We start from the raw sequence: 15,340 nt of genomic DNA, 5'->3' as shown, positions 1-15,340 counted from the left end.
TCCTTTTTTCAATATCCACACTTTGGGTATATTTGAAAAGCAATGGTAGTTTTTTCACAAACTCCCGTTGACTGCCACTACACTTTCAACGGTTAACCATGACAAAAAAGCAACGCTACGAACAGGTTTTACAATATTTTGAAACCGCTATAGCTAATCCCGAAACAGAACTTCTATATGATAACCCCTACCAATTATTAGTAGCGGTTATTTTGTCGGCTCAATGTACCGACGTGCGTGTAAATCTTACCACACCGGCCATTTTTAAGCAATATCCCACACCAGTTGAATTATCAAAAGCCACATTTGATGAGCTTTTTCCATTAATCAGAAGTATTTCGTATCCGAATAATAAAACCAAGCATTTAATTGGCATGGCCAATATGCTGCTTGATAAGTTTAATGGCGAAGTGCCAATGACAGTAGATGAACTAGTACAGCTACCGGGCGTGGGCAGAAAAACAGCCAATGTAGTGACAAGTGTAATAGATGCACAACCCAATATGGCTGTAGATACACATGTATTTAGAGTAAGCGCGAGACTAGGTTTAACCACAAAGGCAACCACGCCATTAGCCGCAGAAAAACAATTGATTAAATACATACCAAAAGAACTCGTACATAAAGCGCATCATTGGTTGATATTACATGGTAGATATACATGCATTGCTCGCAATCCTAAATGTGATAAATGTGGCTTAACAGATATTTGCCCTTACTATAAAAAGATGCAGAAGAAATTAGGTGTAACATTTTAGAGGTTTGCCACAAAGTCTCTGAAACACAGTGCAAAAAAAAGTATAAAATTTCTGAGATTCTGTGGCAATTAGTTAATAACTACTATCAGGCACATTAATAAAATTATCAGTGCCGGTATTTACTTTACCAACTTTATTTAGTGTAAACCATTTAAAGTTTTGATCGGCTACAAGCCCCAATTGCCCTTTAATTTTTTGCTGTCCATATTTGTAAATAGTCGCTGGCTTATCGGTATAAAAAGTGCCTGTTAGCTGGTTCCACCAAAGTTCATCGCACCAAAGCGTATCGCCGTGTCGATTAAAAACGATAACACTATCTTTTAAAAAAACCTTATTATCGTTTTCAAAGTATTTTCCATATTTAGCGTTCAACTGACTTTCAACGGTAGCTAACGAATCGTAAAAATCAACATGTAGGCTTTTAGGAAATTCTATTTTACCGCTATCGTTGGTGTATCTAAATAAAACAGGAGCAACAAGCCTAGCTTTAACTTTACCATCGTTGCTTAAAAAACTTTCTATTTTTTTGCCTTCTTCAATACCGGGATTGCGTTTGCCCAAATCTTTTACTTCTTGTACATCATTTTCACATGACAACAAGCAGCAGGCGCATATTAAAGCAAGTAAATTTTTTTTCATTTTCAATGACACGAATTATTAAGATCAATTTCACTAATGACACGAATTGTACGTTTGTCACTTTTCGCCTTAGACGTTTCACTTTTTCAAGAGTTCTCTTCGCAAATAGCATACAAGCCAGTGTACAACAAGCTCGAATCAGCAAATATCTTGCTTTTGAGGTGTGGAATAAAAAAGTCCATATCACCACCGGTTAATTGTACGTTAAGATGGTTGTATTTTTCTTGGTATGCTTCAATAATGCCGTCAATTTCTTTAGCCATACCTAAAATAACCCCGCTTTGAAGATTGGTTTTGGTATCGTAGCCCACTAACGGAAAATTATGATCGGCTTTTATCAAGGGTAATAACGCTGTTTGTTCGTGCATGGCCCTAAAACGCATATGCATACCAGGAGAAATACTACCGCCTAAAAACTGGTGTTGGTTATTAGTAAAATTGTAAGTAATACAACTACCCAAACCAATGGTAAGGTTGTGACTTTTGGGAAATAAATGAACCGCTGCTGCGCATAGCGCCAATCTATCTGCACCTATGGTTTCGGGTTTACCTACTGGCGTGGTTATAGGCAATTTACTAGTGTGGTTAAGCTTATGAAATTTGGTGGTACTTGCTAACACTTCTTCTATGGCTATATTGTGGTTAACTACAGAGGATAAAATGCTTTTGTTTGGTTGGTATTCAACTACCAATTGAGAAACGGTTTCCATGGAATCATCTTGTAATACTAATAAGTGTTGCATTTGTCCGTTTACAAATACTGCGCATTTTAATCTTGTATTTCCAAAGTCGAAGCAAAGAGTAGTAGCCATAGCCAATAATTGGTTGTAAAAATATGTCGTAGATTGATAGCAACACTGATGACACCGATAAAACCGATATATGCGGATAAATAGTTAACATTTATTGGTGGTAGAGTTGATAAAATCAGCTTTAATTAGTTCAATCAGCACCATCGGTGTTTCTATCTTTTTCCCGATGCGGCATTTTCTGTTTCACATTTCGTAAGCCCCTACTTTTGCCGCATAGTAATTTAGCATAATTATATTTTGGCGCCACAGCAACTACATATCGCATTAGTAGGTAACCCCAATAGCGGCAAAACGTCGCTATTCAATGCATTAACAGGTCTTAACCAGAAAGTAGGTAATTTTCCTGGCGTTACAGTAGATAAAAAAACTGGCTTTACCACGCTAGATGATGGCACACATGCAGAACTAATAGATTTGCCCGGTACTTACAGTTTGTATCCACGTAGAGCCGACGAGTGGGTAAGTTACAAAGTATTGATGGATGCCGATGAAGTAAAACCTAATGTGGTATTACTAGTAGCAGATGCTAGTAATCTTAAACGTAATTTATTATTTTGTAGCCAAATGATTGACTTAAAGCTTCCCATTGTGGTTGCTTTGACGATGAATGATTTAGCCGAAAAAAAAGATATCCAAATCAATGTTTCAGGGTTAGAAACAGAGCTGGGAGTGCCAATTGTACTGGTAAATCCGAGAAAAAACAAAGGTTTAAACGAGCTAAAAAAAGCATTAAGTTTAGTCGGAAAATCGACCAATAAAATACAGCCAAGAGATTTCATAAACAACAAACAACTAGCCGCTTCATCAATAGATGCCTTGCAAAGATTACAACCGCAATTGAGTGATTATGCAGCTATTCATTATCTCATTAATCACGAAAGCTTCCCATTAAACGAGGCATTACAACATGATATAGAGCAAATAGAAATTGACCATAAATTCAATCCTACAAAAACGCAAGCAGAAGAAATAATGCAGCGTTACCAGCGCATAAAAATAATTATGCAACAAAATGTAATAGAGCCAGATCCACTAGAGAAAAAGCTTTTTACAGAAAAGTTAGATAATATTTTACTACATCGTACTTGGGGCTATGTTATTTTGCTAACGGTTTTGTTTTTGTTGTTTCAAAGTATTTTTTGGTTAGCAAGGTTTCCGATGGATGGTATAGAGTGGACGTTTCAACAAATAACCACTTCGCTAAATAATAGCTTGCCACAAACTTGGTGGAGCGACCTGTTAATTAATGGTTTTATAGCGGGTTTGGGTGGAATCGTCATTTTTGTGCCACAAATCATGATCCTGTTTGGACTTATTACTTTGTTAGAAGATACAGGTTATATGGCGCGTATTAGTTTTTTAAGCGATAGAATTATGCGCAAAGTTGGGTTAAATGGTAAAAGCGTCATGCCTATGATTAGTGGCTTTGCGTGTGCTGTTCCAGCTATTATGAGCGCTAGAAATATTGAAAATAAAAAAGAGCGTTTACTTACCATATTGGTTACGCCGCTAATGAGTTGTAGTGCAAGATTACCTGTGTATACTATTTTAATTGCATTGGTAATTGATAATAAATACTATTTCGGCTTTTTGAGTTTGCAAGGTTTAGTAATGATGGGGCTGTACTTCCTAGGAACTTTTATGGCTTTGATAGTGAGTTATGTAGCTAAATGGTTTATACATATTCAAGAAAAAAGCTTTTTTATATTGGAGTTACCAGTATACCGAAGCCCTCGTTGGAAAAATGCTGGTATTACCATGGTAGAAAAAGCTAGAATATTTGTAACGGATGCTGGTAAAGTAATTATGCTAATTAGCTTGTTATTGTGGTTTTTAAGCAGTTTTGGTCCAGGAGATACTATGCAAAAAATAAAAGACAAATATGCCATTTTAGAACAGCAACAGCCACAACAGCAACAAGTCCTAAACAAACAATTGTCTTCAGAAAAGTTGCAGGTTTCTTATGCGGGCATTTTGGGTAAAACTATAGAACCAATTATAAAACCGTTAGGTTATGATTGGAAAATTGGCATTGCGCTTATCACCTCCTTTGCAGCAAGAGAGGTATTTGTGGGCACAATGGCCACTTTGTACAGTGTAGAAGAAGACGATAGCAATACATCATTGAGAGATAAAATGCAAGCGTCGACACATCCAGATGGTAGCAAAGTTTATACGTTAGCTGCAGCATTATCGCTCATGGTGTTTTATGTATTAGCCATGCAATGTATGAGTACTTTGGCAGTAGTAAAAAGAGAAACCAAAAGTTGGAAATGGCCAGCAATACAATTTGTATACATGACTATTTTGGCATATAGCATGAGTTGGTTGGTGTACCAACTGTTTAGTTAAATCATTAATTATAAAAAAGAGATGAAAACATTTTCCATCTCTTTTTTAAAAACTGCGCCAACTTTTTACCAGATTGTCTCAAAATAATTACACTAACTTTTCCAAAGCACCTTCTAATTGTTGAAGCATTAAGGGGATGTCATTTGTTTTACAAGTGCCTACGCTTAATCTGTACCAGCTACTATCTGGGCTTGCGCCAAAAGCTGTAAATGGCACAACGGCCAGTTTTGCTTCGCTTAAAATATATTCTGTAACATCGGTTTGTAGGCTCAATATTTTACCTGTAGCTGTTTTTTTACCGGTTAAATCCATTTGTATGGTTAAATAAATTGCAGCTTGTGGTGCTACTGCATTTACGGCAAAACCTTTGGCTTTTAATGCCATAAAACCATTGTAAATAGCCATCAATCGCTCTTCCATCGCAGCTTTAAAATGGATAAGATATTGCTTAATATTTTCCGTTTGTGGTAAATAATTGGCTAATGCTTTTTGCTCAGCCATAGGCGCCCATGCACCAACGTGGCTTAATATTGCTTTAACTTTTGCCATAATATCTGCTGGTCCAAAAGCCCAGCCAACTCTCACTCCTGTTGCAGCTAGTACTTTAGAAATGCCATCAACAAATACGGTGTAAGCCTTCATTTCTGGCCTAAGTGTTACAGGATTATAATGCTCAGTTGCGCCGTAGGTAAGCGTCCAATACATTTGATCGAACATTAAATAACATTTTTTTTCACCATCGCCACGGCTATTGTTTTCTGCAATAATTAGGTCGCATATTTCTGCCAAAACTTCTTTCTGTAATGTAGTACCAGTGGGGTTTTGAGGTGTACACAAGCAAATTAAAGTAGCGCCCTTAACATGCTTAGCTATATCGTCTGCGGTAGGCATAAAATTATTGTCTATCGTGGTCTCTATTACACAATGCTTAGCATCGTTCATGTTGGTGTAGTGGTTGTTATTCCATGATGGTGCTGCGTAAATTACTTTATCACCTGCATCAACTAATACTTTAAAAATGGTGTAAATTAATGGTCTTCCACCTGCAGCAATTTGTATTTCGTTGGGTGCATAGTCTAAGCCTTCCCATTCTTTCAAAAATGCGCTTACACTTTTGCGAAGCTCTACAATACCATCTGCTGCCGGGTAATTGGTATAATGTTGTTTGTAAGCGTCTATTATGGCGTCTTCAAAAGCTTGTGGAATTGGGAAGATAGATGGGTCAAAATCGCCAATAGTATAATTAAAAATTGTTTCACCGTTTTTAATACGCTCGCTAATGGCATTACCAAGTTTTACAATTTCTGATCCTTGTTGCGAAGCTGCCAATTTGCTTAAAACCAAATTACTCATATAGTTGTTCTTTTAAAATGGAAAACGGCTGCAAATGTAGTAACTAACGCTTGTTAGTAGGAATTAAACATTTTAAACGGCTAAGTAAAAATTAACAGTTAGCGATTGTATTTGCCGTAGCAATCTATTAACTTCGCTACCCTTTCAAAAAAAGGAAGCCTCAATATAAAAATTAGGTCTTAAATAATTTGTGATAAAAATTCTAAATAAAAGCCGTAACTTTTGTTTTTATAAAAACCACACATCATTGTGGAAATAGAGATTTACTATGGCAATAACAAACAGAAAACCAACGACACCTGCTGTAAAGAAGGCTAGAAAAGCACCACAACAAATTGCTACAGAAGATATAGTTATTAAAAAGCTTACCAATATCGATGGCACAGAACCAGACATTTATGCTGGCCTACAAAAATATTTTGGATTTAAAGAGTTTAAAGGTACACAAGAAAAAAGCATTAAAAGCTTACTGGATGGCCACGACACATTTGTGATAATGCCTACTGGTGGTGGTAAAAGTTTGTGTTACCAGTTACCAGCTTTATTATTACCAGGCTGCGCCATTATAGTTTCGCCATTAATTGCTTTGATGAAAAACCAAGTAGACTTGGTACGGGGTTATAGCGAGCAAGATAATATTGCGCATTTCTTAAATTCGTCTTTAAATAAAGGGCAAATAAACGCTGTAAAAGAAGATTTAGTGGCAGGTAAAACCAAGTTGCTCTACGTAGCGCCAGAAACACTTACCAAACAAGAAAACCTTGACTTTTTTAGCGATTTAGAAATATCATTTTTTGCGGTAGATGAAGCACACTGTATTAGCGAGTGGGGTCACGATTTTAGACCAGAATACAGACGCTTACGCGAAATGATGGATATTATTAACAAGCAAATACCCGTGATGGCTTTAACAGCAACGGCCACACCAAAAGTGCAGAGTGATATTGTTAAAAACTTGGGCTTACGTAACCCAAATATCTTTATATCATCCTTTAATAGAGCCAACTTATTTTACGAAATTCAGCCTAAAATAACCAAAGAACAAACGGTTAAAAGCATTGTAAAATTTATATCACAACATAAAGGTAAGAGTGGTATCATTTACACACTTAATAGAAAAACGACCGAAGAATTAGCTGAGCTGTTAATGGCAAACAACATTAAAGCGGTTGCGTATCATGCTGGTTTAGATCAAAAATTAAGAGCCACTAGACAAGACCAATTTTTAAACGAAGAAGTACATGTAATCGTTGCTACTATTGCGTTTGGTATGGGCATAGATAAGCCAGATATTCGTTTTGTAATACATTATAATATACCAAAATCGATAGAAAATTATTACCAAGAAACAGGTAGAGGTGGGCGTGATGGTTTAGAGGGTATTTGCGTATTGTATTATTCTCATAAAGATGTATCGAAGCTAGAACACTTAATGCGTGATAAACCTTTAAGTGAAAGAGAAGTAGGTGCACAATTGATAGACGAAACGGTTGCTTACGCAGAAAGTAGTGTATGTAGACGTAAAATTTTGCTTCACTATTTTGGTGAAAATTGGGAAACAGAAAACTGTGGCAATTGCGATAACTGTACACACCCTAAAGAGAAGTTTGAAGCGAAAGAAGAAGTGGTAAAAGTGATTAAAACGATTAAGGCTTTAGATGAGCGCTTTACAACCGACTATACCGTAAATGTGATTATGGGTAAAGCCACCCCACAGGTTACTATGTATCGCCACGAAAAGCTCCCTGTTTTTGGTATTGGTAAAGACAAAGAAAGCCACTTGTGGAACAGCTTGATAAGACAGATGTTGCTTGAAAACCTGATTAAGAAAGACATTGAAGAATATGGCTTGTTGAAATTAACCGAAAACGGTGAGAAGTTTTTAAAAAAACCAAGCTCGTTTAAAATTGTACTTAACAATATTTTTGAAGAAGGCGAAGAAGATGACGACCACGAATCTTCCGCACCAGTTTCTGCAGCCGCAGCGGTAGACGAAAGATTGTTTGACATGCTGAAAGAGCTAAGACAAAAAGAAGGTAAAAAGAAAGGTTTACCGCCTTTTGTTATATTCTTAGAAAACTCTTTGCAAGACATGTGTACCGTGTACCCAACCACATTAGAAGAGCTAGAAAAATGCCAGGGTGTAAGTAAGGGTAAAGCTATTAAATATGGTAAGCCATTTGTAGAATTAATAGCCAAATATGTAGAAGAAAATGAGATAGAAAAGCCAGACGATTTTGTAATGAAAAGCGTAGCCAATAAGGCCAGCAATAAAATTTTCATTATACAGAACGTGGATAAAAAAATACCACTTGAAACCATTGCTAAAACAAAAGATTTAAAGCTAAACGAACTACTTGAAGAAATGGAAACCATTGTTGCAAGTGGTACTAAGTTAAACCTAGATTATGCAATAGACGATTGGTTAGACGAATACGATCAAGAAGACATTATTGAGTACTTTAAAGGTTGCCAAACTTCATCGTTGGATGTGGCGCAAAAAGAACTAAGTGACAATAATTATACTTGGGAACAATTGAAAATTATGCGTATTAAGTTTTTAACTGTATTTGGTAACTAAAATAAACGCTACATACTTTTTAAAGCCACACTTGTTGTGGCTTTTTTGTGTGCTGCGCAAAAAACAAACCCCAGATTTTACAAACGTATATTTAGAACTACTAAGCAAGTCAATCCTTAGTTAACATTTAAGTACTTGTTTAATTGAGTTTGTTCTGAAATTGTCAACTAATTAATAGTATATTATCCAATTGGCTACAATTATTTTAGCTATATTTAACGGTAACGAAAAGTAAAAGATTAAAATGTATCGTATTTAATAGCTATTTGTTATGTGGCATTTGCTTTTGTGGAAATAGGCATCACTTGCATCTAAAATGCAAACCGATTATTAACCACAAAAACTAACGTTATGGCAGAGTTACAAGCACAAGACAATCGTAAAACTAGAGGTGTGAAAAAAGGTAAGAAACTTTCTACTAGGGTTGATTTAACCCCAATGGTAGATTTGGGATTTCTGCTAATTACCTTTTTCATTTTTACAACAACGATGAGTAAGGCAATGGCTATGGGCATTAATTTACCAAGCGATAAACCCACAGATCCGCCGAATTTAACTGCTGCAAGTAAAACCATCAGTTTAATACTTGGTGCTAATAATAGCATTACTTACTACATTGGTGACGATGTGAAAGCCAATTTTACAACCAACTACACAGCAAAAGGTATAAGAACCATATTGATAAACAAACAGCACGCACTAGGTAAAGACGCTAAAAAAATGGTAGTGCTTATTAAACCAACTAGTCAAGCTAGCTACGCTAATGTGGTTGATATACTTGACGAAATGGCTATAAATGGCGTAAAAACCTATGTACTAATGGAACCAGATACAATAGAATTACTCGCTGCCAATTAGAAAGACAGCTTATTAAGCGAGGTTACAATTTCATCAACTTTATCAAGCGAAATGGGCAAGGTTTTACCATCTTCAAGAATAAGTGTACCACCATCGCTTTTGACAAATTTTTTAATACTTTGAAGGTTCACAATATAACTTCTGTGGCAGCGAATAAACATTGGGTCTTCTGTAAGTAAATCTTCAAAGTACTTTAACTTTTTACTTACCAAAATGGGTTGCTGCTGTTTAATATGAATTTTTGTGTAACTACCTTCAGCTTCAAAATATACCAAGTCGTGCACTTTTACAATTTCTAATCCATTGGCTACTGGGATAGCCATTTTTCTATTTTCGGTAGATTGTAAATTTTGTTTTAGAGCTGCTATCTGCTGGCTTTGGCTGCTAGCACTACGTTTTCTGAATTTGTTAATGGCCTCAAGTAGCTTATCTTCTTGAAGTGGTTTTAATAAATAGTCTACGGCACTTAGTTCAAAAGCCTTTATGGCGTAGTTATTGAAAGCTGTAGTAAAAATAATACCAAAGTTTACCTCGTCTTTATCAAAAAACTCTAGTAGACGCAAGCCGCTATAGCCCGGCATTTCTATATCCAAGAAAATAATGTCGGGTTTGAGTTTTTTGATGCTACGTACGCCACTCGGTAGGTCGTAACAAATATCTGCAACTACAGTCTGTGGATCTACAGCTATTAGCATGAGTTCTAAAAGCTGTGCGGCTTTAGGTTCGTCTTCAATGATGATGGCTTTTAAAACGGGAGGTAACATTAGGCAATTAAAGGTAGCTTTGTTAAAATGCAAATATGTTTCTTTTTCGTAAGCATCGCTTTTTGTTTCACTAATATGGCCTTTACTTTCATTAAACTAGAAACTCGTTTGGTATAAATAGCTTTACAGTTGTGCCTTTGGCAATATTGTCTACGTCTTTTTTATCAATAATTTCAAGCACTATTTTATTAGTAGATAGTTGGTTTAAAATATCGATTCTTGTTTGATTAGCTTTAATTGCAAAGCTATTGTGATCATCTTTTTTTTGTGCGTTTAAAAAAGCGCTTCTTTCTCTGCCAATACCATTATCGTCAATTTCAATTTCTAAGGCCTGTTCATTTGCAGAAGGCTTGAAACTGATTTTTAATTTTCTATTATTGATTTTATGTAATAAACCGTGCTTAATGGCATTTTCTACAAATGGCTGAACAAGCATAGGCGGTATAAAAATGCTATCTGTATCCAGCGACGGATCTACATAAATGTTTGCTTGTAAAGTATTTTCAAACCGCATGACTTCTAAATCGACATACAGTTGCAGGGTTTCAACTTCCTCAGTAAGTGATACGGCCTTTTTATTGCTACTGTCTAATACGATACGTATAAGATTACTAAATTTACCCAAGTAGCTGTTGGCTTTAGATTTATTATTACTATATATAAAGCTTTGGATGGTATTTAGGGCATTAAAGATGAAATGTGGGTTCATTTGGCTTTTGATGGCTGTGAGCATACTGTTACGTACTTCACTTTGTAACTGTATGGTTTCTACAAGTAAGTTATTGCGTTTTTTTATAGTATCAATGCGTTCTTGCACGGCTAGATATACAATATCTATTATCACAGCTACAATAATCAAGTAGAGCCACCATTGTTGCCACCAAGGTTTTTTTATGCTAAAAGAATAGATTATGGGTGAGCTTGCAGCTACACCCATACCATTTATGGCTAATGCTTGGAATATATAACTTCCAGAACTCAATCCTGTAAAATTAAAATTGCGTTGTGTGTTAGGAGCCGTCTGCCAATTCTCATTATTACTGCCCAATAATCGATACTTAAAATATACACTTTGAGGATTGTCATACCAAAGCGCTACAGTAGTAAATTCTACGCTTCTCGTTTTTTCTCTAGCAATAAAACCAGAATTAAGTGGTAATGTATCTTTTTGATTTGCAATTACTAACGATAGATAATTAATTGGTCTGGTATTATTGGTATTACTGTTTATTTGAACTTTATAAATACCATCTGCCGTAGTTAAATATGCCTCATTATTAAATTCTGCAACATCGTATACAAAACTGCCCAAAAGTACTGGCAGTGGTATATTGGTCATAAGTTTGTCGTTTATAACATCTAACACTTGAATATTGGCACTATTTAGTAACCAAAGACGATTATTACACAACTTTAATTTGATGACTGTATTTGAACTGAGGCCTTCTTTTGATGTAAATTCCTTAACAACTAGGCCGTTGTTAAGGACGAGTAAACCATTTACCAATGTGCCAACATATATTTTTTTGTTAGCGTATATTAAAGACGTAGCGCCAATTGGTCTGTTCTGATACATAATTTGCTTGACACCGCTTTTATTAACACAAAAAAGACCACTTGTAAAATTAATATAAAGTGTATTATTGGCGCTATCATAGCAAACGGTTTTTACACGCTGATTTAGGTTTAATTGATTGTTTTGATTTTGTTTAGTAATATTAAATAGTCGATTAATCGTTTGCCAATCAGCAATTTGTGGTTTTGTGGTTTTATATAGAGGCATTAATGAAAGGTTCTCATTACTAGCTAAAAATGCAAAATTGTTGTAAAATGCAAAGTTTTTAATGGCATTAACCGAAAGGTACGACTGTATGCTGCCAGTAGCAGCATCTATAATGTAAAAATTAGAAAGCGATGCAATTAAAAACTTATTGCCTCCAAGTTTAAAAATGGAAGATATACCGCCCCTCGTTTGTGGAAGTATAATTTTTTTAGCAATATTAATATGATCTGTTTTTTTTAAAAACACATCGCCAGTTGAGGTACCTTCAATGATATAGTTGCCTTGTAGGGAGATACAAGTAATAAAGTCGCCCGATTTTAGGTATTTAGGTTTAAAAATAACTGTATTATTATGTTTTGGACTGAATAAAATACCGTTTTTTAAGCTGCTATACCATAAGTTGCCTTCGATGTCTTTTGTAATTGAAGTAATATTTTGATTACTAATGTGTTTTTTGTAATCTGCAGTGGTACTTAATTCGGAAGAATGCAACCAAAATTCTTTATCTACTACACTCGCACTATTAATTACCCCAGGCATTTTGGTTGAATCTAACAGTGTTAGAATATTATTTTTATAAAGTATTTTATACAGAATACCTTTATAAACTTCTGCGCAATAAATGGTATCTCTATTTGCATATTTTAATGCCAATAGACTTCTATTTTCAATTAAATGTTGGTTAACTAAAGGTAAGCTTGCTGCTCCTAAACCTTGCTTGTATAAAAACCATTTTTTGGCGCCTTGAATGATAGCAGACTGATTATCAATGATACAAAATGCATATGTAGGTCCAATATTTATACCATCTATTGTTTTTGTAACATAGTTACCCTTTTGCGTGGCGGTGTTTTGTACAAAAAAACCACTAGATGTGTTAATGATTATTTCATTGGATAGCATGGCTTTGCGTAGATAAAATTTCGTACCCGAATCTTTGAAGTCGCGTAGTAAAAATATCTGCTCGTTTTCTATGTAAAATATCTGATTATTTAGATTATGGCACCAAATTCTACCTTTATCATCTTCCATTATGTCAAATAAGCTAAGACCAATTTGCTCAGGATGAGAGTAAGTTGTAAACTTAATACCATCATAGCGGCTTACACCTAATTCGTGAGCTGTCCATATAAAACCTTTCTTATCTACTAATACTTGATAAACTTCTTTGGTAGGTAAGCCACTGATTATACGTAAGCTATCATTTTGACAATAACATTGGTTGTTTAATTGTAACAGAAGCGCTATGAGTAAAATACACCATCTCATTTGTTAAAATTAAATATATGCATTTATCTAAAAAAGTAATATGGTGAATACAAATTACCTACTCGTGAATTAAATATTTATATTGATGGAACAAGTAGAATTATTCAGAATAAATGGTGTTGCTTACGCATGTAAAAATCCAACAAATCCCCCAAAATGAGAACCCGCTTTTAAAACCAATATCCAAAAAATAGTTAATAATTATTTACCTCTCTTTAAAGTAATTGTATAAACGGGGATTTATAAAAAAAACCTGCCTTTTTAGGCAGGTTTTTTTATAGCCAAATTTAAAACTTAATGACGCCAAAAAGGCTAATGCCACTGCCTTTACCAATATTTTTCCCAGCGAGATCTTTGAAAAGATTGAAGCCTATTTCTGCATTTTTACTAGCCACAAATGCAACACCTGCCGCAGCTCGTATATAATTAAAATTTTTATTAGCAGTAAGATTAGAAGCGCTAAAAGTAGCAAGTGTACTTACAGAATTTACTGTATTGAAGCTACCATTCAACTTTACTTGCTCGCTTACTGGTATACCACCAGAAATATTTAAAAATACTTGCGAAGGGCCATACACATCAAAATATTGTCTAAATCCGGCTTCAATATCATAGTATGGATTTCTATAGTATTTATCGGTAGTACCAGCCACACCAACCTTCACTTCCATACCAAATGTGCCAAAGCCAATGTAAGGTGTATCTACGTTTTGATAGCCAGGGATAATTAACGAACCCGAAAGAGACAAATGCGAGTTGTCATTATTAAAGTGACTAATATAATACGATAATCCCAGAGAAATATCACCAATATTGCCCACAGAATTAATCTTACCATTGGATACCTCTGAAGTTTGTGTTTGAACAACAAAAGGCACTGTGGCGATAAAATCTAAATCTTTACTGATACCTGCACCCAAATAAATGGCTACATAATTTGAAGTAAATCTGCCGTTATTTATATAAGCTTTATAAGTGCCATTATTATCCCAATAACCCTCGGCATGATATAATGTATAATTGGGAATAAGCTTAAAACGACCTTTGCCAATAGGAAAACCTGCAAAGGCAAATTGATGAAAGAGCGCTAAAACGACTACTAATAAGCCTAGTTTTTTCATTGTAAGTATTGTTTTCTGAATGAAGGGGTACGACGGTTGAATCTGTCAACAACCTTTAAAACGAAACAAATCGTATTAATATTGTTGATTACAAATTTTGGTAAAAAATAGTCGTTATTGCGTGTTAATTTTTTGAATAAATAGTTATCTATTATAATGCAAAATATAATTTTAGTTGCGCTTATCCATGCCCCAAGTAAGTTTATTGCGCAGTGTAGATAAAAAACTGTTTTCATTCAAGCGTACCAAACTTATGTCAAACTCCTCTTTTTTTACCGCAAGTTGAATGGTTTTATCTACTATTTCTTTACGTGCATCTAAAGCGCAAATAAATTCTTCACCACGCGTTTCTATTTCAAAAGAAATGATGTTATTATCGGGAATAACTATAGGTCTTGCATTTAAATTATGTGGCGCTACGGGTGTAATTACAAAGCTATTACTGTCTGGAAACACAATTGGTCCGCCACAACCTAGGTTATAACCTGTAGAACCTGTAGGTGTAGAAACAATTAACCCATCAGCCCAAAAGGTATTTAAAAACTCACCATTTAAGTAAGTGTGTATTTTAAGCATTGGCGAAGTATCTCGCTTATGTATGGCAAATTCATTTAGTGCGAAAGCTTCGTTTGGAAATAAAGTTACGCTGGCATCTAAGTGAATTAAACTACGCTTATCTTTTACAAATGTGCGATTAACAATAGCATCTACGGCAATGGTTAGTTCATCTTTACTAATACTTGCCAAAAAACCCAAGCGACCAAAATTGATACCCAAAATGGGTATTTTTTTATCGCGCACAAGTGTTACAGAATCTAAAATGGTTCCGTCGCCACCAATACTTATTAGGCATTCTACCTCTTTGCTTAAATCGTTGTGGGTGCTAAATGGTGTGAGATTGTGTAGTAAATCAGCGGGTAAAGCAAATTGCTTAAATAGCGGCTCGTAAATAAGTACCGAAATATTATGTTTTGCCAAAGCTTGTAACAGAAGTACCAATGGGTTTTCCTGTTCAAAATCTAAGCCTCTGCTATAAATTGCTACTTGCAT

Annotated in this window: 11 protein-coding genes; 4 read left to right on the top strand and 7 right to left on the bottom strand. The window is 35.1% G+C overall.

Annotated elements, in window-relative coordinates:
• Positions 1 to 98: 98 nt before the first annotated feature.
• Positions 99 to 758, top strand: coding sequence for an endonuclease III (nth, locus tag ACFOW1_RS10360; protein ID WP_379014091.1), 660 nt, complete (start codon positions 99 to 101; stop codon positions 756 to 758).
• A 72-nt stretch (positions 759 to 830) separates the two neighbouring features.
• Here nth and lptC read toward each other — a convergent pair whose 3' ends face one another.
• Together lptC and ACFOW1_RS10350 are read right to left on the bottom strand one after the other, a co-directional pair.
• The gene (lptC, locus tag ACFOW1_RS10355) at positions 831 to 1,397 is read right to left on the bottom strand and encodes an LPS export ABC transporter periplasmic protein LptC (protein WP_379014090.1); all 567 of its coding nucleotides are present in this window, start codon (positions 1,395 to 1,397) and stop codon (positions 831 to 833) included.
• An 86-nt stretch (positions 1,398 to 1,483) separates the two neighbouring features.
• Positions 1,484 to 2,209, bottom strand: coding sequence for a type III pantothenate kinase (locus ACFOW1_RS10350; protein WP_379014088.1), 726 nt, complete (start codon positions 2,207 to 2,209; stop codon positions 1,484 to 1,486).
• A gap of 237 nt (positions 2,210 to 2,446) precedes the next feature.
• On the opposite strand from ACFOW1_RS10350, the gene feoB reads away from it, so the two are divergent.
• A complete protein-coding gene (feoB, locus tag ACFOW1_RS10345; RefSeq protein ID WP_379014087.1) occupies positions 2,447 to 4,561 on the top strand; it encodes a ferrous iron transport protein B in 2,115 nt (704 codons plus the stop codon).
• An 87-nt stretch (positions 4,562 to 4,648) separates the two neighbouring features.
• Here the strand turns inward: feoB and ACFOW1_RS10340 are convergent, their stop codons facing one another.
• The gene (locus ACFOW1_RS10340; protein ID WP_379014086.1) at positions 4,649 to 5,914 is read right to left on the bottom strand and encodes a pyridoxal phosphate-dependent aminotransferase; all 1,266 of its coding nucleotides are present in this window, start codon (positions 5,912 to 5,914) and stop codon (positions 4,649 to 4,651) included.
• A gap of 268 nt (positions 5,915 to 6,182) precedes the next feature.
• Here ACFOW1_RS10340 and recQ point away from each other — a divergent pair, with 268 nt between their 5' ends.
• Complete coding sequence (gene recQ, locus ACFOW1_RS10335; protein WP_379014085.1) at positions 6,183 to 8,495, top strand: DNA helicase RecQ; 2,313 nt, start codon at positions 6,183 to 6,185, stop codon at positions 8,493 to 8,495.
• A 351-nt stretch (positions 8,496 to 8,846) separates the two neighbouring features.
• Complete coding sequence (locus ACFOW1_RS10330) at positions 8,847 to 9,353, top strand: ExbD/TolR family protein (protein WP_379014084.1); 507 nt, start codon at positions 8,847 to 8,849, stop codon at positions 9,351 to 9,353.
• On the opposite strand, the gene ACFOW1_RS10325 is transcribed toward ACFOW1_RS10330, so the two are convergent.
• The 4 genes from ACFOW1_RS10325 to ACFOW1_RS10310 form a co-directional block, all read right to left on the bottom strand.
• Positions 9,350 to 10,117, bottom strand: a complete 768-nt coding sequence (locus ACFOW1_RS10325) for a LytR/AlgR family response regulator transcription factor (RefSeq protein ID WP_379014082.1) — start codon at positions 10,115 to 10,117, stop codon at positions 9,350 to 9,352. The two genes, ACFOW1_RS10330 and ACFOW1_RS10325, sit on opposite strands and share 4 nt — an antisense overlap.
• Before the next feature lie 91 nt (positions 10,118 to 10,208).
• Entirely contained in the window at positions 10,209 to 13,169 is a 2,961-nt protein-coding gene (locus tag ACFOW1_RS10320) for a sensor histidine kinase (protein ID WP_379014080.1), read from the bottom strand.
• Positions 13,170 to 13,456: 287 nt separating this feature from the next.
• Positions 13,457 to 14,290: a hypothetical protein gene (locus tag ACFOW1_RS10315; protein WP_379014079.1), complete on the bottom strand. Its 834-nt coding sequence runs from the start codon at positions 14,288 to 14,290 to the stop codon at positions 13,457 to 13,459.
• 171 nt (positions 14,291 to 14,461) lie between these two features.
• Positions 14,462 to 15,340 (bottom strand): NAD kinase, encoded by an 879-nt coding sequence (locus ACFOW1_RS10310; protein WP_379014078.1) that lies wholly within the window; start codon positions 15,338 to 15,340, stop codon positions 14,462 to 14,464.

Origin of the sequence: Parasediminibacterium paludis, assembly GCF_042651445.1 — a bacterium.
Classification (GTDB): Bacteria; Bacteroidota; Bacteroidia; order Chitinophagales; family Chitinophagaceae; genus Parasediminibacterium; species Parasediminibacterium paludis.
This window is presented reverse-complemented; position numbering and strand designations above follow the sequence as displayed.